Origin of the sequence: Streptomyces sp. NPDC005722, from assembly GCF_040630935.1 — a bacterium.
Classification (GTDB): Bacteria; Actinomycetota; Actinomycetes; order Streptomycetales; family Streptomycetaceae; genus Actinacidiphila.
The window spans coordinates 332303-350030 of the sequence record NZ_JBEXYN010000002.1 but is presented as its reverse complement, the minus strand read 5'-3'; the positions used below and the strand labels follow the sequence as shown (position 1 = coordinate 350030).

Sequence of the window (17728 nt, the reverse complement as noted above, 5' to 3'; positions counted from 1 at the left end):
GAAAGCCGAGGGGGGACGCGCATCGCGCGTCCCCCCTTCGGCATCGGGCCCGCAAGGGCCTACGTGGTGACCGACACCAGTCGCTGGCCCTGGGACGTGACGACGTCGAAGCGGGAGATGTCGTCCGGCTGCATGCCCGCCGACCCGTCCAGCGTGAGCGGGTTGGGCTGGTCGGAGGTGCCGTAGCCGGCCGTCGGGACGCTCCAAGTGCCGACCGTCTGCTGGGAGCCGTCCTTCCCGACGACGACCAGCCGGCAGGTCAGCGGGCCCTGGACCCCGGCGAGGGTGAGGCCGACCTCGCTGCCCCACTTCTTCTCGTTGACCCCGACCGTCGCCTTGACGCCGGTGGAGTTGTCGGTGCCCTTGAACTGCTCGGCGTACACCCTGGCCTGCACGTCGTCCGAGCCGCCGGAGGCCAGCACCGCGGCGGTCGGGGCCGCCACGATCAGCGCCACCGAGGCCGCGAGCGCGAACATCCTGCGCCGGGCGCGGGTCTTGCGCTCGTCGGACACCTTGCCGAGGAGGCGTCCGAGCACCTTGTCGCCGCTGGGCGGGAGGGGCGCGCCCGCACCGGCCGGGGCGAGTTCGGCGAGCACCGGCACGAGGCCGCTCAACTCGTCGAGCTGCTGCCCGCACTGGTGGCAGACGGCGAGGTGCTCCTCGAAGCGCGCCATGTCGGCGTCGTCGAGCACGCCGAGGACGTAGGCCCCGACGTCGACGTGCGGGTCGTGGGGGGTACCTGCCCCGGAGCCGTAACCGTAGACCGTCACGAGGTGGTCACACCCCTTTCCTCAAGAGCGATTTTCAGGGAGCGGAGGGCGTAGAAGACGCGGGAGCGCACGGTGCCGGGCGGTACCCCCAGCGCCGCCGCGGCCTCGTTGACCGTCCGGCCCTTGAAGTACGTTTCGATCAGCACCTGGCGGTGGGCCTCGGTGAGATCTTCCAGTGCGTCGGAGATCGTCATCAGCCTCAGGGAGCGTTCGAGTTCGTCCTCGGCCGGGAGCTGGTCGAGGGCGGCCGGGGAGGCCTCCGGGGGCCGTGCCTGACGGCTGCGGTGGCCGTCGATCACGATCCGCCGTGCGACCGTCACCAACCACGGCCGCAGGGAACGGGCCCCGGGGTCGAGGCGGGACGCGCTCTTCCACGCGCGCAGGAGGGTCTCCTGCACGACGTCCTCGGCCAGGTAGCGGTCACCACCGACCAGCCGAAGGACGTATGCGAAGAGCGCGCCCGCGTGTTCGCGGTAGAGCGCTCGCATGAGGTCCTCTTCGGGGACCCCACCAGAGCGATGGTCGGCCACGAGCGCATCCTGCCCTACTGATCGACGGGGGTCGAGTCCTCTCAATGCCTGCTGTCCCATCAGTACTGGTCTGACCCGTTCTCGGAGGAGGCGCTCTTCGGCTGCGCGGTCGTTCCCGCCTTCGCGCCGTCCGGGGTCGCCGCGTACCAGGAGCTGTCGGCGCCCTGGCCCTTGGTGTCGCCGGGGTTCTCGTCGCCGGTGAAGTGGTAGAGCGGCATTCCGTTGAGCGTGAGCTGCAGGGTGCCGTCCGGGCGCTTGACGCTGCCGACCAGGTTCTGGTCGACGCCCTGCACCTGGGTGTCCGAGACCGCGGCGGCCGGCTGCCACCGGGCCGCGCACTCGTCGGCGCAGTTGGACGTCGGCGGGTTGGGCTTGTCCTTCTCGAAGCGGTACAGCACCCAGCCCTTCTCGTCGGTGACCAGCTTGCCGAGCTGGGCGTTGTCGACGGTCAGGAGGCCGGGGGCCGGTGCCGGCTGCGAGGCCTGGATCGCGCCCACCGGGGGACTGGCGGCGTCGACGCCCGCGTTGCAGGCGGTGGCGACGATCAGTGCGGCCGAGGCGAATGCCCCCGCCCCCACTGATCGGCGCAACTTCGGAACGTTCATGCCACGGCCCCCGGCACTGTGTCGTCGGTGCTCCGCCCCTGGTGGGCGGTTGCCAACTCATACGGGGGCGGCGGCCGGTGTGCTCAACGTCCCCAGAAAAAACTTCCGCCCCGGGGAGGGGGTTCCCGGGGCGGAAGCCGGCGGTGGGTCGCACCGCCTGGGGGAGGTCGCGCGTGGCGCCGCGACAGGTCGTGGGGAGGTCAGTGGAAGCTGTGCTCCGGGGCCGGGTAGGCGCCGCCCACGACGTCCTCGGCGAAGGCCTTCGCCGCGCCGCCGAGGGTCTCGCGCAGCGCCGCGTACTGCTTGACGAAGCGCGGCACCCGGCCGCCGGTCATCCCGGCGAAGTCCGTCCAGACCAGCACCTGGGCGTCGCACTCCACGCCCGCGCCGATGCCGACCGTCGGGATGTGCAGGATGCGGGTGACCTCCGCGGCCAGCTCGGCGGGGACCAGCTCCAGCACGACGGCGAAGGCGCCGGCGTTCTGCACCGCCTTGGCGTCGCGCAGCAGCTGCTGCGCGGCCTCCTCGCCGCGGCCCTGGACGGGGTAGCCGCCGAAGGCGTTGACCGACTGCGGGGTGAGGCCGATGTGGGCCATCACGGGGATGCCGGCCTGGACGAGCAGCTCGATCTGCTGGGCGGAGCGCTCCCCGCCCTCCAGCTTCACGGCGCCCACCCCGGCCTCCTTGACCAGCCGGGTCGCGCTGCGCAGCGCCTGCGTCGGGCCCTCCTGGTAGGAGCCGAACGGCAGGTCGCCGATGACCATCGCGCGCTTGGTGCCGCGCACGACGGCGGCGGACAGCATCGTCATCTCGTCCAGGGTGACCGGGACGGTGCTCTCGTAGCCGAGGTGACAGTTGCCCATCGAGTCCCCGACCAGCAGCACGGGGATGCCGGACTCGTCGAAGACGGAGGCGGTCATGGCGTCGTAGGCGGTGAGCATGGGCCACTTCTCGCCGCGCTCCTTGGCGGCGGCGATGTCACGGACGGTGATCCGCCGTGTCCCCTTGCCGCCGTACAGCGCCTTGCTGCTGTCGGGAGCGGAGGGAGCGGACGGGGCGGGCGTCTGGGCAGCCGGAACGGCATGCGTCATTGCAACTGCTCCTTGTGTCATCTCGAGGCGCCCTGACGGCGTCCCCGGACCGCTTCCATGCTGACACGCTCCGTCGCCCGCGCAAAAGGGGACGTCCGCCACTCCCCTTTTGCCGAGGTTTTACAATACGAAACGGTCCCGTATCGGAATTCGGGGCTACGTTGGCGACATGCCCGCCGACACCGCGCAGCCGCCGAGCCCCACCGTTCCCGAGGCCGTACACCGCCGCCGCTGGGGAATCCTGGCCGTCCTGCTGTTCAGCCTCCTCGTGGTGGTCCTGGACAACTCGATCCTCAACGTCGCGATGAAGACCATCGCCGAGCCCGCACCGACCGGCCTGGGCGCCACCCAGAGCGAGCTGGAATGGGCGATCAACTCCTACACGCTGGTCTTCGCCGGCCTGCTGTTCACCGCGGGCCTGCTCGGCGACCGCCTCGGCCGCAAGAAGGTGCTGCTCTTCGGCATGGCCGTCTTCGGCGTCGGGTCGGTGCTCTCCGCCTTCGCCGGCTCCTCGGGCGAACTCATCACCTTCCGCGCGGTCATGGGCTTCGGCGGCGCCTTCGTGATGCCCGCCACGCTAGCCATCATCATCAACGTCTTCGAGCGCGAGGAGCAGCCCAAGGCGATCGGCATCTGGACCGGCGCGGTGGGCCTCGCGATAGCCATCGGCCCGGTCACCGGCGGACTGCTCCTCGACCACTTCTGGTGGGGCTCGGTCTTCCTGGTGAACGTGCCGATCATCGCCGTCGCCCTGGTCGCGATGGTGCTCCTCGTCCCGGACTCCCGCGACCCGCGGCCGGGCCGGCTCGACCCCGTCGGCGTGCTGCTCTCCATCGTCGGCCTGGTGCTGCTCGTGTACGGCATCATCAAGGGAGGCCAGCTCGCCGACTTCACCGCCCCCACCGCGCTGACGACCATCATCGGCGGCATCGTCGTGCTCGGCGCCTTCGTCTGGCACGAGGCCCGCAGCAGCCACCCCGCGTTCGACGTCTCCTACTTCCGCAACCCGACCTTCTCCGCCTCGGTCTCCGCGATCGGCCTGGTCTTCTTCGCGCTCATGGGCGTGACCTTCTTCATGGTCTTCTACACCCAGAGCGTGCGCGGCTACACCGCCCTGGAGTCCGGCCTGCTGCTGCTCCCGCTCGCCATCGCCCAGCTGGTCTTCGCCCCCCGCGCCCGGCTGGTCGTCGACCGCGTCGGCGCCCGCACCACCTGCGCCGCCGGGCTCGGGCTGATAGCGCTCAGCTTCCTCGGCTTCCAGCTGCTCGACGCCGACTCCCCGATCTGGCAGCTGGAGGTGCTGTTCTTCCTCATGGGCACGGCCATGGCCCACGTGATGCCGCCCGCGACCGTCGCCATCATGTCCTCCCTGCCGCGCGAGAAGGCCGGCTCCGGCTCCGCCGTCAACAACACCTTCCGGCAGGTCGGCGGCGCGCTCGGCGTTGCGGTCCTGGGCTCGCTGATGTCGACGGTCTACCGTGACGGCATCTCCGACCACCTCGCGGGCCTCCCCGCCGGGGTCCAGCACCAGGCCGGCGAGTCCATCGAGGCCACGCGCGCCGTGGCCGAGGGCATGGGCCCCGCGGGCAAGGCGCTGATCGCCCCCGCCACGGACGCCTTCCTCGACGCCATGCACGTCACCGCCTACGTCGCCAGCGGTGTCGCGCTGCTCGGCATGCTCGTCGTCCTGGTCTTCCTGCCCGGCCGGACCCCCGGGGCCCGCCCCGCGGGCGGCGAGGAACGCGAGGCCAGCCCGGTGGGGGCGGAGCGGTGACCGGCACCCGCGCGGCGACGGGACCGGACGCAGGGGCGGCCGCCGGCCCCGCACTGCGTGTCCCACGCGGCCGTCCGCGCAACGCCGCCGCCGACACCGCGATCATCGAGGCCGTCCTCAGCCTGCTGGAGGAGGGCGCCACCATCGGTGAACTGTCGATGGAGCGCATCGCACGCGCCGCCGGCGTCGGCAAGGCCACGGTCTACCGGCGCTGGGCGGGCAAGAACGCGCTGATGCTCGACGTCATGAAGTCCGTCGACGAGCAGACCCCGCGGCTGGCCGGCCGCTCGGTCCGCGACGACCTGGTGACCTGCGTGGAGTTCATACGGCGCAGGGCCTTGGTCAAGCGCTCCTCCGCCCTGCTGCGCAACGTCATCGCCCAGGCCCAGACCGAGCCGGAGCTGTGGGCCGCCTACCACGACACCGTCATCGTGGCCCGCCGCGCACAGGTCCGCGACGTCCTGCAGCGCGGCGTCCGCACCGGCGAACTCCGCGACGACGTCGACCTGGAGCTCCTCGGCGACCTCTTCATCGGCCCCATGCTGTCCCGTTCGATGCTGCGTCCCGACGCCACGCTGCCGGAGGGGCTGTCCGAGCTGATCGTCGACTCGGTGTTGCAGGGCGTCCGCGCAACGCGCTGAACAGGCACGGGAGCAAGGGGGAATGTCCTGGTTCTGTCACAGCACGTCCTTTTCGCCGGGCGGTGGGGAACCTGTCGCCCGGTGAGCCCTGTCCTCCGGGCGTCGATCCCCTATGGTCGACAGAGCACCTGGCAAGACAGTGAGGACTCCCCCCATGGCACAGGCGTACGACGCGGACGTGACCACCGACAGCGGCGACGAGCCGCAGGGTTCGGGTGCGAACGGACGTTTCGGACGCTTCCGGCGGTACTGGGCGTTCGGCGACGGCATGTGGCGGCGGGGGATCGTCACGGCCGTACTGGCCGTCGCCGTCACGGTGGTGATGGCCTTTCACGGCGCTGTGCCCAACCGGGTCGGCAACCTGGGCAGCCTGCTGGAGACCTTCCTGCCGTGGCTCGGGCTCGTCCTGCCGGTGCTGCTGGTGGTGGGCCTGCTGCGGCGCTCGGCGACCGCGCTGATCGCCGTCCTGCTGCCGGTCGTGGTGTGGCTGCACTTCTTCGGCGGGCTCCTCACGGACAAGCACACCGGCGGCGGTGACCTCACCGTGGTGACGCACAACGTCAACGCCGACAACGCCGACCCCGCCCGCACCGCCCAGGCCCTGGTCGGCTCCGGGGCCGACCTCGTGGCGCTGGAGGAGATCCCCGCCGGGAAGGCCTCCGTCTACGAGTCGGGGCTGAAGGCCCGCTACCCGTACCACGCCAGGCTGGGCACCGTCGGCCTGTGGAGCAGGTTCCCGCTCAGCCAGGTGCGGCCGGTGGACATCCGGCTCGGCTGGACCCGCGCCCTGCGCGCCACCGCCGCCACACCGCACGGGAAGGTCGCGGTCTACGTCGCCCATCTGCCCTCGGTACGGGTCAAGTTCAACGCGGGCTTCACCGCCGGCGAGCGCGACCGCAGCGCCGACGCGCTCGGTGAGGCCGTCGCGGACGAGAAGATGCCCGACGTGATCCTCATGGGCGACCTCAACGGGACGATGAACGACCGCGCGCTCGCCAACATCACCTCCCAGATGCGCTCCACGCAGGGTGCCGCGGGCGACGGCTTCGGCTTCAGCTGGCCGGCCGGCTTCCCCACCGCCCGCATCGACCAGATCCTCGTCCGGGGAGCGGAGCCGACCGACTCCTGGGTGCTGCCCGCCACGGGCAGCGACCACCGGCCGGTGGCGGCGAAGGTAGCACTCCCGTAACGAGTTCTTCGCCCACGGGAAGAACGGGCCGGGCAGACTTTGTTCCGCAGTTAAACTTATAACTGCTCCCGACCCTGCCCCGGAAAGGCCTGTCATGCCTCTCGCCCTGCTCGCACTGGCGATCAGCGCATTCGGCATCGGTACGACGGAGTTCGTGATGATGGGCCTGCTGCCCGACGTCGCGGACGACCTGCACACCTCCATCCCGACCGCCGGTTACCTCGTCTCCGGCTACGCCCTCGGCGTCGTCATAGGTGCCCCCCTCCTCGCCGCGGTCACCACACGCATGCCGCGCAAGGCCCTGCTCCTCTCCCTCATGGCCCTCTTCACCGTCGGCAACACGCTCTCCGCCCTCGCCCCCGGCTTCGGCTGGCTGCTCGCCGGACGGGTGCTCTCCGGGCTCCCGCACGGCGCCTTCTTCGGTGTCGGCGCCGTCGTCGCCGCGAGCATGGTCGACCCCGCGCGCAAGGCCCGCGCCGTCTCCCTGATGATCGCCGGGCTCACCGTCGCGAACATCGTGGGCGTGCCGGCCGCCACCCTCCTCGGCCAGCACCTCGGGTGGCGCGCCACCTTCCTCACCGTCGGCGTCATCGGCCTCGCCGCCATCGCCGGCATCGCCCTGCTCGTCCCCCGCATCCCCCTCGCCCCGGGCGGCGGCCTGCGCAGGGAACTCTCGGCCTTCCGCAGCGGCCAGGTCTGGCTGGCGCTCGGCACCACGATCTTCGGCTTCGCCGCGGTCTTCGCGGTCTACAGCTACGTCACGCCCATGCTCACGGAGGTCGCCGGGTTCGGGGAGAGCAGCGTCACGCTCGTCCTCGCCCTCTTCGGCGTCGGCGCGACCATCGGCAACCTGCTCGGCGGCCGCCTCGCCGACCGCGCCCTGCGGCCCTCCCTCCTCGGCGGGCTCGGCGCCCTCACGGTCGTCCTGCTGCTGTTCACGGTCACCGCGCACGCCCGGTGGAGCGCGGCGCTCTCGGTCGTCCTGCTCGGCATCGCGGCCTTCGCGACGGGGTCGCCCATGATGATGCTCGTCATGGACAAGGCCCGGCACGCTCCCGCGCTGGCCTCCGCCGCGAACCAGGCCGCGTTCAACCTGGCCAACGCGGGAGGCGCCTGGCTCGGCGGGGTCGTGCTCGCGCGCGGCCTCGGCTACGCGGCCCCCGCGGTGGCGGGTGCGGGGCTGGCGGTCGTGGGACTGGGCATCGCGGCCGTCGCGGGGCTGTGGGAGCGGCGTGCGGCCAGGGTTCCGGCTGCCGGGTCGTCCTCGTCCCGGGTCGTCGTGGCGTCCGACGCGGTGGTGCGGTCCGCGGAGCGGGTGGGCTGACGGCGCCGCCGGTGCGCCGTCGCCGGCTGCCGCGCCGTCTCGCGCCCTGCGGGCGCACAGCGCCGGCTGCGGAGGGGAGGGTGGGGGCCCGGCCCTGTTCGCAGTGTGCGGGTCGTGGGTGCCTGGGGTTCAGGCGCCGGAGCGGGTTGCCTTTCCGGCGGTGTCGGTCTCGTTGCCGTCCGCGGGTATAGATGGCCGCTTCCACGCCTACTGCCGGTGGGTGGCGCGCCCGCCGTAACCTGCGTCTGCGAGTGATTCGGGGTGCTGTCGGACGGTCGGCGGGAGATCGGGCCCGCTTTCGACGGTATGGACGTCGAAACAGAGCCCGATCTTCGCGTGGACGGAGATCGGGCTCGCTTTCAGCGTCGGATCGGGGAAGCACCCGCAGACGCCGGTTACGGCGGGCGCGCCCACCACCATGAGTGGGCGTGGTCACCGGCCATCTATACCCGCGGACGGCAACGAGACCCGAGCCGGACGAACAACCGGCCCCGCTCCGGCGCCTGAACCCCAGCCGCCCGCCGGGCCGCAGACTGCCGACAAGGGCGGCCCGCACCCTCCCACCCGCAGCCCGCTGCTGTGCGCCCGCAGGGCGCGAGACGAACCCGCACCCGCCCACGGGCGCCATCGCCCCGGGCCGGGCGCCTCAGACCATCGAGGCGCCCGGCCGTAGGCGTGGACAACCCGGCCGCAACCACCGGCCCCGGACCGTCAGCGCAGCGTCACACGTGTTCGCGCCAGCGGTTCGTGATGGGCAGCCTGCGGTCCTTGCCGAACCCCTTCGCCGAGATCTTCGTCCCCGGCGGGTACTGCCTCCGCTTGTACTCCGCGGTGTCCACCATCCGCAGCACCTTCGCCACCAGCTCCCCGTCGAACCCGGCGGCCACGATCGCGTCGCGTCCCTTGTCCTGGTCGACGTACATCGCCAGCACCTGGTCCAGGACGTCGTAGTCCGGCAGGGAGTCCGTGTCGACCTGGCCGGGCCGCAGCTCCGCGCTCGGCGGCTTGGCGATGGAGTTCTCGGGGATCGGCGGGGTCTGGCCGCGCTCCGCCGCGGCCTGGTTGCGCCAGCGCGCGAGGCGGAAGACGGTCGTCTTGTAGACGTCCTTGATCGGCCCGTACGCGCCGACCGAGTCGCCGTACAGCGTGGAGTAGCCGACCGCCAGCTCGCTCTTGTTGCCCGGGGCCAGGACGATGTGCCCCTCCTGGTTGGAGATGGCCATGAGCGTCGTGCCCCGCAGGCGGGACTGGAGGTTCTCCTCCGCCAGCCCGGTCAGCCCCAGGGACGCCATGTAGGCGTCGAACATCGGCCCGATCGGGACGGTGCGGTAGTTCAGCCCGGTGCGCCGGGCCAGCTCGGCGGCGTCGTCCTTGGAGTGGTCGGAGGAGTACCGCGACGGCATGGAGACGCCGTACACGTTGGCCGCGCCGACCGCGTCGCAGGCGATGGCCGCGACGAGCGCGGAGTCGATGCCGCCGGAGAGGCCGATCAGCACGGAGCGGAAGCCGTTCTTGGCGACGTACGCCCGCAGGCCCACGACCAGCGCGGTGTAGACCTCCTCGTCGTCGCCGAGCCGCGGGGCCTCGCCGCCGCGGACCTCGGGCTCGTACGCCGGGAGCGGCTCGGCGGAGAGGGTGACGTGCTCGATCTCCAGGCCGTCGTCGGCGATGCCGCCCGGCACCTTGGCGGTGTCGGCGGCGGGCAGGTCCAGGTCGACCAGGACACAGCCCTCCTCGAACTGCGGGGCCCGGGCGATCACCTCGCCGTCCTCGGAGACGACGATCGAGTCGCCGTCGAAGACGAGCTCGTCCTGACCGCCGATCATGGCCAGGTAGGCGAGGGTGCAGCCGGCCTCCTGGGCGCGCTTGCGCACCAGGTCGAGGCGGGTGTCGTCCTTGGCGACCTCGTACGGGGAGGCGTTGACGGACAGCAGCAGCCCGGCGCCGGCGGTGCGGGCGGCGGGCACGCGGCCGCCGTCCTGCCACAGGTCCTCGCAGATGGCGAGGGCGACGTCGACCCCGTGCACGCGGATCACCGGGAGGGTGTCGCCGGGCACGAAGTAGCGGAACTCGTCGAAGACGCCGTAGTTCGGCAGGTGGTGCTTGGCGAACTTGAGGACGACCTTCCCGCCGTGCAGCACGGCGGCGGCGTTGCGCGGCGAGCCGGCGGGCTGGCCGTAGCGGGGCTGGGCCTTCTCGCTGCGGTCGAGGTAGCCGACGACCACCGGCAGCTCCCCGAAGCCCTCGGCCGCCAGGCGCTCGGCGAGGGCCTCCAGGGCGGCACGGCTGGCTTCGACGAAGGAGGAGCGCAGCGCGAGGTCCTCCACGGGGTACCCGGTCAGCGCCATCTCCGGGAAGGCCACGAGGTGGGCTCCCTGTTCGGCCGCGTGCCGGGTCCAGCGCACTACCGACTCCGCGTTCCCGGCGAGGTCGCCGACGGTGGAGTCGATCTGATTCAGGGCGAGGCGAAGTTGAGGCACGCGGCCCAGTGTAATCGTCAAATCGACGCGATGTCGTGGGCGGCGCCTGTGGAGTCGCGCACTCGGCCCCGTACGCCGTGGCGGACGGGCCTTTCCGGGGTCGTCCCCCTGTGTCAAGATCGCAAGGGTGCATCACAATGGTGACGAGGGGTGTCCGGCGGTCCCGGCGGCCGCCGAAACAGGCCGGTAACCCCGTCGCGCGATACTGGTCCGGCCCTCGTTCGAGTCGGCACGGACAACAGGCCCCATGACCTGTGAGGTTGGATAGCTATGGATAAGCAGCAGGAGTTCGTGCTCCGCACCCTCGAGGAGCGCGACATCCGATTCGTGCGGCTGTGGTTCACCGACGTGCTGGGTTACCTCAAGTCGGTCGCCGTGGCGCCGGCCGAACTGGAGCAGGCCTTCGACGAGGGCATCGGCTTCGACGGGTCCGCGATCGAGGGCTTCGCCCGGGTGTACGAGTCGGACATGATCGCCAAGCCCGACCCCGGCACCTTCCAGATCCTGCCGTGGCGCGCCGAGGCCCCCGGGACCGCCCGGATGTTCTGCGACATCCTCATGCCGGACGGTTCGCCGTCGTACGCCGACCCCCGCTTCGTCCTCAAGCGGTCCCTGGCCAAGGCCTCCGACCTCGGGTTCACCTTCTACACGCACCCGGAGATCGAGTTCTTCCTGCTGAAGAACCTGCCGCTGGACGGCACCGTGCCGGTGCCCGCCGACAACTCCGGCTACTTCGACCACACCCCGCAGAACGTGGGCCAGGACTTCCGGCGCCAGGCGATCACGATGCTGGAGTCGATGGGCATCTCGGTGGAGTTCTCCCACCACGAGGGCGCCCCCGGCCAGCAGGAGATCGACCTGCGGTACGCGGACGCGCTGTCCACCGCCGACAACGTCATGACCTTCCGGCTGGTCATGAAGCAGGTCGCGCTGGAGCAGGGTGTGAACGCCACGTTCATGCCCAAGCCCTTCAGCCAGCACCCCGGCTCCGGCATGCACACGCACCTCTCCCTCTTCGAGGGCGACCGCAACGCCTTCCACGAGTCCGGCGCCGAGTACCAGCTGTCCAAGGTCGGCCGCTCCTTCATCGCGGGCCTGCTCCGGCACGCCGACGAGATCTCCGCGGTCACCAACCAGTGGGTCAACTCGTACAAGCGCATCTGGGGCGGCGCCAACCGCACCGCGGGCGCCGGCGGCGAGGCCCCCTCCTACATCTGCTGGGGCCACAACAACCGGTCCGCGCTCATCCGCGTCCCGATGTACAAGCCCGGCAAGACCGGCTCCACCCGGGTCGAGGTCCGCTCCCTCGACTCCGGCGCCAACCCCTACCTCGCCTACGCCGTCCTCCTGGCCGCGGGCCTGAAGGGCATCGAGGAGGGCTACGAGCTCCCGCCCGGCGCCGACGACGACGTCTGGGCCCTCTCCGACGGCGAGCGCCGCGCCCTCGGCATCCAGCCCCTGCCGCAGAACCTGGGCGAGGCCATCACCCTCATGGAGCGCAGCGAGCTGGTCGCCGAGACGCTGGGGGAGCACGTCTTCGACTTCTTCCTGCGCAACAAGAAGCAGGAGTGGGAGGAGTACCGGAGCGAGGTCACGGCGTTCGAGCTCCGCAAGAACCTCCCGAACCTCTAGCCGCAGGTCGGAGGGGTTCCCCGAGGACGATGCGATCCGGGCCGGCAGCGCGATCCGCCCGCTGCTTAACCCCTTCCGCGCGGCAAATAGGCTGCGCCCATGCTTGACGAAGACGACGAGAGTCGGGATGTCCGCGTCGGCGGCGAGATTGAGCTGCGTTTCCACAAGCCGGAACGTCCCTTCCCGGACGTGGTGGATGACCCGGTGCTGGACTTCCTGGTGACAGCGCGCGGCCGGTGGGTGAGCGTAGAGGTTTCGGTCCGAACGCTGGACGGCGACGGCCTTGACGCCTTCCTGGCCGAGCTGGCGGAAGACTTCCGCGGGTGGAAGGGTGTCCGAACCTGGCGATCGCTGGAACGTGACCTGACGCTCTCTGCGAGACATGCCGGGCATTCCGTACGTCTGACCTGGGGCATGCACGGCCGCCCTCCATCGGAGGAGTGGCACTTCGAAACGACTACCGACCATGCCCCTGGAGAGGACATGCGGAACCTCGCCGCAGAGATGAGCCTCTTCCTGCAATCCGAGCCGCGACCGTATCCACAGGGGCGAGCAGCTACGGTGAACGGTGCTGTACAGCAGCGAAGTACAGCAACCGGCACGACTGCAGTCGAACGACATCGACCCTCAATGACTGGCCGGCCGGCCCAGCAGACCTCAGCGACCGTCGTGCCCGTAGTTCGCATCGAGAGGGTCATCCAGTGACGGAAGCCCGCTGAAAGCCACGTGACCACACCACGAGTACCGGCGACACTGGCGCAATGAACGACGATCGCGAGAGCCTGCAGGTCAGCTGGAACCGGACACGCGCCCACCTCGCTGCGGCCCAGGACCAACTGGCGGGTCTCCCGAACCTCGACCTATCAACCACGGTCGAGTTCCTGGATCACAACGAATTCGGACTCGCTTTCGACTGTCTGGTCGATCTCGGCTACGACCTGAACCTCCCGCTCATCTTCTGGCAGCACATGGACCGCGCAGCCCACGAGATGCGGCTGTACAGCCAGGCTCTGCACGAGCCCCGCCTCACGGGCGCCGACCTCTGCCGCCGTCATCTTGCCGCAGCCTCCGAAAGCGAGCAGCCAAACGCCACGGTCAAACCCAGCGCCGATCCCGGCTGAGTGTCTAACTGCGCTACAACGCCGACCTCATGGGCAGCGTGCCGCCAGGATCTGGTTCCCGACAGTGGTGACGCCAACGGCAGATAGAAGCCGCATCGCCTTGCTCTCACTCCTCGACGCCGGGCTCCTCGATGTCGGCCAAGAAGGCGTCTGCCAGCTGGATCAGGTCGGCCTCACTCAGTTGCGGCGGGGACCATCCACGGAGGCGTGCGTGCTCGACAAAACGGTCATCCACCGGCACGTGGTATCGCTCGACGTAATGGGCGAGGTCCGTGTGCCAGAACCACTCACCATCCGTGAGCAGGTAAAAGCTATCTATCAGCTCGTTCGTCGGACTGAGCACGTCATAGACGGCCGATCCGCTCGCGGCGAGCACCGAGCCGGCACGTAGGTACCGCACGAGGTCCTTTTCGTGCGGATCACCTTTACTACGCAGCAAGGCGTTCAAGGAAGGCCCGTCCGGGCGGCCATGCTTCAACTCCCTGAACTCGCCCAGGAAGCGATCTGCGTATATGTGCTCGCTGCTCACCGGCGCCAGGGTAGCTGCTCAGCGCCGACGCCGTAGGACGTATACCGCGCCGACGACGACCGCGAGAGCCGCGCCGCCGGCACCTGCAAGCAGCACCAGGTCCAGGGAAGCGCCGGTCTCGCGCTGCCGACGGATGCTCGAGCCGGGTTCGTATACGGAGAGCCCACTGCTGGCCCTGAACGTCCCGCACTCTCCCTCCTCGGCAGGGTCGGGGCGCATCGTCTGAACGCCGAGCAACACCTCTCCGATTGCCTTGTAAGGATGGTCCGACGGGTCCAAAAGGTGATGGACCGGGAAGTTTTCGGCGACGCGGAAGCGGACCTGGATCTGTACGGACACGAGGGGCGCCAGGTCGGTCATGACGACGACGCGGGAGGTGCGTTGGTCGGGCATGAAAGGTACGTCCCGCCACTCCCCGGACTTACGGCCGCTCCTCTGAGGCCACGCCGAGCCCCACTCCGGCGCCCTCATCTGCAAATCGACGTAGGACGAGTAGTCGTTGGGCATGTCGGGCGCGAGGTCCCGTGCCTCCTTCGTGAGGGTGACCGAGACATCCTTCATGGTGGTCGACCCCCTATTGGGAACAGTGACCACGTAATCGTGCCAGCCGTCGCCCGCTTTGATCCCCTTTGGCTGCTCCTGCACGACGGAGTACGGGACCCGCTCGGAATGGACTCCGTTGGGGCAGGGGTCCCGAAACGTGGTCGGTGTGACAGTGGCGCCCGGCGTGGGCTCAGCGGTGCCCGCCGGGGTGGACTCGGTGGTGACTGTCGCCGTGGCCGTCGCTGTCGGGGACTCGGTGGCAGACGCCGTCGCGCCGGACAGCAGCGCCGCCGGGATCAGGACGGCAGTCGCCACGGCGCCACGGGATGTCGTTCGGAATCTCATGCGTGGTCCTTACAGCGAGGAAGTCATCAGGCGCGTGTGACATCTGGCACCTGTGTGACAGCTACGGCCTACCCGGGGTTGCGCTGCGGAGCGGCCTTACGTCCGGGGCAGGTGATCGGGTCCCTGATGACATTGGGGAAGGTCCGCCAGGCACTCCTCGCCGAGGGCTGGGCAGGGGTGCGGCGTGAGAACGGCGAGAGCTTTGATGCCGAAGTGGCTCGTGAGAACTTGCTGCAAGTGTCCGACCTTGCACGTGCCGCGCTGGCCCGAGGCCACCACCCCCTACTGCTCGGGCATGATCCGCGGCGACTGATCGTGCCTTCCCGACAGCAAGCCGTACAGCAGCGGAGCACAGCAACCATGGCAGCCGACCATGACCGGCAACACCCTCAGGCGCCGCGGGATGACCTCTATGACCGTCGTTGACCGATCTCTGTAGAGCTACGGATCAGAAGTGCGGCGCGTCGGATGGCCCGGATCTGTGGGGCCAGTCTCGGGGTCGTACGAGATTGCTCAACAGCGGCCACGACGACCAATGACACCCACTCAGGCACACCGAGGCACCGCTCGGACCAGCGAAAACGCAGGTCATTGAGATCTCGGGCAAGACCCAGGGTAAGAAGACGGTCTTGACTCGCCCACTCCACCGACCTCACGTCGTATACCTAGCGGATGGCGTGACCTCAGGCCAGCCAGGAAGGAACAGCAGCATGCGCGATCGACACGGCAGGATCCTTGGCCCGGAAGACCCTGTGACCATTAGTGCCTCATTTGATGCCGAAGCGGGCCGCTTCACCAGGGCCCACGGCGTAGTAGTGAGCTTCGGGACGAAGCGTGTCCTCATACGGATCACCCGCGGGAGTTTTGAGCACTACGACGGCAGGCAAGTGCGGATCTTGCCTGAGGATCTTGAGTATGGCCACCATGGGTCCCCGCGGAACGAGGACCAAATGGCAGAGGCTGTGCTGGGCTTGAAGCGCGCGAACGTGAGTGAAGCCGCCAAGCTTGCCGCTCAGGCTGGCGTCATCACCGATCACCAGGCCGATCGCCTCGTCCAGCTGTGGCACGAGCACACTGAACCCGTCCGCCCTGACATCCACGGCTGATATCAACGACGCCGGACGGGGGCGAACACCATCGCTTCTGTCCGGTCGTGGCACCAGTGGGCGGCGCCAGCCGAAGCGGGCGCGGATCGAACTCCTAAAGCGTGTCGCCCAGCAAGACCAGCAGCATCGCGGGGCCGTCTCTGGGCCGTCTGTGGGCCGTCCGAGAGTGCTCGGGGGCGGCCAACGCTGACAAGCATTGACGGGTTGACCGCAGGTGACAGCCCCGGCCGCCCCGGTAAGCGCAGGTCGGCGGAAGCCCGATTCACTTCCTGCGCAACAAGAAGCAGGAGTGGGAGGAGTACCGCTCCGAGGTCACGGCCTTCGAGCTCCGCAAGAACCTCCCGAACCTGTAGCCCCCGTACGACGCGATCCGGGCCGGTAGCGCGACGCTGCCGGCCCGGCGTGTCCGTCCCTCGCTGCTCGGCATTCGGCATCAAGGCACCCAGCGTCGCTCACGCTCCGCGCCTCTGCGCACCAGCCGTATTGGCTTGCATGCCCGCGCTCGCAGGTACCCTCAGCCCTCGTTGGCCGACCGCGCGCACGGGCGGCCGCTCGGGGAGGGAACCCATGGCCAAGTGCGGAAGCGGCGGGATCTGGCGAAACGGGCAGTGTGAACTGACAGGAGCAACAGCGGTCTACTCATACGTCGTGATGCTGTTGCTTGGGCTGGGCGCGATCGCCGCAGGAATCTACCTTCGACGACAAGTCGAGCAGGCTCCAACGGCTCCCGTCGTACGAGGGCCAGACAGACATGGCCGCCGGAAGACTGACAAGATCATCGCTAAAGTTGCCCCCTATTTTTTGATCTCCTGGGGGAGCCTCTTCGTGCTGGGTACCGTCATCACCCTGATCGACCGGTGATCCTCGCAGTGCACGGCGCCACGCGCCCAAGGTTCGCATCGAGGAGATCGGGCGTGCCACAGCCGTGTCAGGTGAGGCGGTGCCGAACGGGGAGCCACGGGGCACAGCGGTGACAAGACCACGTTGCTGCGGGTCGGCGTCTGCCCAGGCCCGGGCACAGGCGGGAAGCTGCACCCCCAATGCGCCGGGGCCTCATGTCCCGACGGTGAGCGGGAAGACGCTGCTCAGCCTCGGCAGTTTGCGGCTTGCCTCCTCTTCATCGCGGACGTCCCAACGCTCGCCGGCGGGGCCTCGGGACCCCGCACCACTGCTCGCCCGGGCATTCACGGCGTCGTAGAACGCATCGCCGCAATCGTCGGATTCTCCTGCCACCAGCTCATGGGCTTCCAACGCAACGCAATCGAGCGACTCCCATTCCGGCCAGGCATCGCCCCACTCACTCCGAGGACGCCCCATCAGACGCCGGACCTCAGGCGTGTGGGCCAGGGCGTCAGGGTCGGCCACCGCGTGCTCGAAAGCCTCGCGCCCCAGCCCCACCATCCAGAGACCGAAAGAGCAGAAGCCGTCGTCCGAACACCAACCACCGAAGATCCGCTCTGCGGCTGCCACCAGATCCCAAGTGAACGCATCCGCAGTCACCTGATCCAGGCATACCTGAAACTCCACGATCTCCGCCGGTGACTTCTGCGACAACTCACCGCGCAGCCACGCAAGCCGATCATCCCGACTCAGGGCTTGCTGTCGGCACGCCTCGATGAGGGACCAGAAGGAGTCAATGTCCACGTGGGCACTCTGCCAGGCGTCTCTGACAAGACGTGTCGCAGCCTGCCCCTGAATCGTGCAGTCCTTCCCAGGCATCGTGCCCCTGGCGTGCCCGATGGCACGGGAAACCGCAAGGAAGCACGGTGTCATCTGGCACGAAGAAGGGGCGCCCCCGTGTCTTGGAGCACCCCCTTCTGTCCAGCGCCTTCGCCGGCCTACGTGGTCAGCACCTGCGATGCCACCAGGCCAGATCCGGGTCCGACAGGGGCTCGTGGTGCGTTCGTCGGAGCAGGACCACGTCCAGGCGTTCGACCCGCAACCGGAGTTCGGCGGCGGCGGGCGGCGGAAGGAGAAGCAGAGCCTGTTGCAGCTCGTCCCGAGCCCAGCCCTCGCCACAGCACGGGCACGTGAACTCGGCCTCCCAG

Annotated in this window: 17 protein-coding genes and 1 pseudogene; 9 read left to right on the top strand and 9 right to left on the bottom strand. The window is 69.6% G+C overall.

Annotated features, from left to right (window positions below):
* Positions 1-59: 59 nt before the first annotated feature.
* The 4 genes from ABZ479_RS03715 to panB all read right to left on the bottom strand — a co-directional run bounded on the left by ABZ479_RS03715 (position 60) and on the right by panB (position 2996).
* Positions 60-770 carry an anti-sigma factor family protein gene (locus tag ABZ479_RS03715; protein ID WP_499598271.1) on the bottom strand — a complete coding sequence of 237 codons (711 nt, stop codon included), beginning with the start codon at positions 768-770 and terminating at the stop codon, positions 60-62.
* Positions 767-1360 (bottom strand): sigma-70 family RNA polymerase sigma factor, encoded by a 594-nt coding sequence (locus ABZ479_RS03710; protein ID WP_384290942.1) that lies wholly within the window; start codon positions 1358-1360, stop codon positions 767-769. The genes ABZ479_RS03715 and ABZ479_RS03710 overlap by 4 nt, the downstream gene beginning before the upstream one ends.
* Positions 1360-1905 carry a hypothetical protein gene (locus tag ABZ479_RS03705; protein WP_500459659.1) on the bottom strand — a complete coding sequence of 182 codons (546 nt, stop codon included), beginning with the start codon at positions 1903-1905 and terminating at the stop codon, positions 1360-1362. The genes ABZ479_RS03710 and ABZ479_RS03705 overlap by 1 nt, the downstream gene beginning before the upstream one ends.
* Before the next feature lie 200 nt (positions 1906-2105).
* Positions 2106-2996: a 3-methyl-2-oxobutanoate hydroxymethyltransferase gene (panB, locus tag ABZ479_RS03700; protein WP_500459658.1), complete on the bottom strand. Its 891-nt coding sequence runs from the start codon at positions 2994-2996 to the stop codon at positions 2106-2108.
* Between the two features lie 169 nt (positions 2997-3165).
* Here panB and ABZ479_RS03695 point away from each other — a divergent pair, with 169 nt between their 5' ends.
* The 4 genes from ABZ479_RS03695 to ABZ479_RS03680 all read left to right on the top strand — a co-directional run bounded on the left by ABZ479_RS03695 (position 3166) and on the right by ABZ479_RS03680 (position 7924).
* Positions 3166-4770, top strand: coding sequence for a DHA2 family efflux MFS transporter permease subunit (locus ABZ479_RS03695; RefSeq protein ID WP_500459657.1), 1605 nt, complete (start codon positions 3166-3168; stop codon positions 4768-4770).
* Positions 4767-5411 carry a TetR/AcrR family transcriptional regulator gene (locus tag ABZ479_RS03690; RefSeq protein ID WP_500459656.1) on the top strand — a complete coding sequence of 215 codons (645 nt, stop codon included), beginning with the start codon at positions 4767-4769 and terminating at the stop codon, positions 5409-5411. Before ABZ479_RS03695 ends, ABZ479_RS03690 begins: the two co-directional genes overlap by 4 nt.
* Positions 5412-5679: 268 nt before the next feature.
* Positions 5680-6600, top strand: coding sequence for an endonuclease/exonuclease/phosphatase family protein (locus ABZ479_RS03685; protein ID WP_499599310.1), 921 nt, complete (start codon positions 5680-5682; stop codon positions 6598-6600).
* 94 nt (positions 6601-6694) lie between these two features.
* Positions 6695-7924, top strand: a complete 1230-nt coding sequence (locus ABZ479_RS03680) for an MFS transporter (protein WP_499598260.1) — start codon at positions 6695-6697, stop codon at positions 7922-7924.
* A gap of 722 nt (positions 7925-8646) precedes the next feature.
* On the opposite strand, the gene ABZ479_RS03675 is transcribed toward ABZ479_RS03680, so the two are convergent.
* Positions 8647-10404: an NAD+ synthase gene (locus ABZ479_RS03675; protein ID WP_500459655.1), complete on the bottom strand. Its 1758-nt coding sequence runs from the start codon at positions 10402-10404 to the stop codon at positions 8647-8649.
* Positions 10405-10674: 270 nt separating this feature from the next.
* Between ABZ479_RS03675 and glnA2 the strand changes: the two genes are divergently transcribed.
* The 3 genes from glnA2 to ABZ479_RS03660 all read left to right on the top strand — a co-directional run bounded on the left by glnA2 (position 10675) and on the right by ABZ479_RS03660 (position 13157).
* A complete protein-coding gene (gene glnA2 / locus ABZ479_RS03670) occupies positions 10675-12036 on the top strand; it encodes a glutamine synthetase family protein (protein WP_499598257.1) in 1362 nt (453 codons plus the stop codon).
* Between the two features lie 99 nt (positions 12037-12135).
* Positions 12136-12741 carry a DUF6228 family protein gene (locus tag ABZ479_RS03665; RefSeq protein WP_500459654.1) on the top strand — a complete coding sequence of 202 codons (606 nt, stop codon included), beginning with the start codon at positions 12136-12138 and terminating at the stop codon, positions 12739-12741.
* 56 nt (positions 12742-12797) lie between these two features.
* Entirely contained in the window at positions 12798-13157 is a 360-nt protein-coding gene (locus tag ABZ479_RS03660; RefSeq protein ID WP_500459653.1) for a MafI family immunity protein, read from the top strand.
* A gap of 106 nt (positions 13158-13263) precedes the next feature.
* Here ABZ479_RS03660 and ABZ479_RS03655 read toward each other — a convergent pair whose 3' ends face one another.
* The 3 genes from ABZ479_RS03655 to ABZ479_RS03645 form a co-directional block, all read right to left on the bottom strand.
* Entirely contained in the window at positions 13264-13686 is a 423-nt protein-coding gene (locus ABZ479_RS03655; RefSeq protein ID WP_500459652.1) for a hypothetical protein, read from the bottom strand.
* An 18-nt stretch (positions 13687-13704) separates the two neighbouring features.
* Positions 13705-14574 carry a hypothetical protein gene (locus ABZ479_RS03650; RefSeq protein WP_500459651.1) on the bottom strand — a complete coding sequence of 290 codons (870 nt, stop codon included), beginning with the start codon at positions 14572-14574 and terminating at the stop codon, positions 13705-13707.
* A 767-nt stretch (positions 14575-15341) separates the two neighbouring features.
* Entirely contained in the window at positions 15342-15641 is a 300-nt protein-coding gene (locus tag ABZ479_RS03645; RefSeq protein WP_500459650.1) for a hypothetical protein, read from the bottom strand.
* Between the two features lie 305 nt (positions 15642-15946).
* Here ABZ479_RS03645 and ABZ479_RS03640 point away from each other — a divergent pair.
* A pseudogene (locus ABZ479_RS03640) lies at positions 15947-16033 on the top strand (glutamine synthetase); the annotation flags it as partial.
* A 295-nt stretch (positions 16034-16328) separates the two neighbouring features.
* Entirely contained in the window at positions 16329-16541 is a 213-nt protein-coding gene (locus tag ABZ479_RS03635; RefSeq protein ID WP_500459649.1) for a hypothetical protein, read from the top strand.
* Positions 16542-16733: 192 nt separating this feature from the next.
* Here the strand turns inward: ABZ479_RS03635 and ABZ479_RS03630 are convergent, their stop codons facing one another.
* The gene (locus ABZ479_RS03630) at positions 16734-17324 is read right to left on the bottom strand and encodes a DUF4240 domain-containing protein (protein ID WP_500459648.1); all 591 of its coding nucleotides are present in this window, start codon (positions 17322-17324) and stop codon (positions 16734-16736) included.
* Positions 17325-17728: the final 404 nt, after the last annotated feature.

Bases quoted from the DNA above. Each gene is read 5' to 3' on its own strand.
- ABZ479_RS03710 (WP_384290942.1), bottom strand. From the start codon at position 1,360: ATGGGACAGCAGGCATTGAGAGGACTCGACCCCCGTCGATCAGTAGGG.
- ABZ479_RS03705 (WP_500459659.1), bottom strand. From the start codon at position 1,905: ATGAACGTTCCGAAGTTGCGCCGATCAGTGGGGGCGGGGGCATTCGCC.
- panB (WP_500459658.1), bottom strand. From the start codon at position 2,996: ATGACGCATGCCGTTCCGGCTGCCCAGACGCCCGCCCCGTCCGCTCCC.
- ABZ479_RS03695 (WP_500459657.1), top strand. From the start codon at position 3,166: ATGCCCGCCGACACCGCGCAGCCGCCGAGCCCCACCGTTCCCGAGGCC.
- ABZ479_RS03685 (WP_499599310.1), top strand. From the start codon at position 5,680: ATGTGGCGGCGGGGGATCGTCACGGCCGTACTGGCCGTCGCCGTCACG.
- ABZ479_RS03680 (WP_499598260.1), top strand. From the start codon at position 6,695: ATGCCTCTCGCCCTGCTCGCACTGGCGATCAGCGCATTCGGCATCGGT.
- glnA2 (WP_499598257.1), top strand. From the start codon at position 10,675: ATGGATAAGCAGCAGGAGTTCGTGCTCCGCACCCTCGAGGAGCGCGAC.
- ABZ479_RS03665 (WP_500459654.1), top strand. From the start codon at position 12,136: ATGCTTGACGAAGACGACGAGAGTCGGGATGTCCGCGTCGGCGGCGAG.
- ABZ479_RS03660 (WP_500459653.1), top strand. From the start codon at position 12,798: ATGAACGACGATCGCGAGAGCCTGCAGGTCAGCTGGAACCGGACACGC.
- ABZ479_RS03650 (WP_500459651.1), bottom strand. From the start codon at position 14,574: ATGAGATTCCGAACGACATCCCGTGGCGCCGTGGCGACTGCCGTCCTG.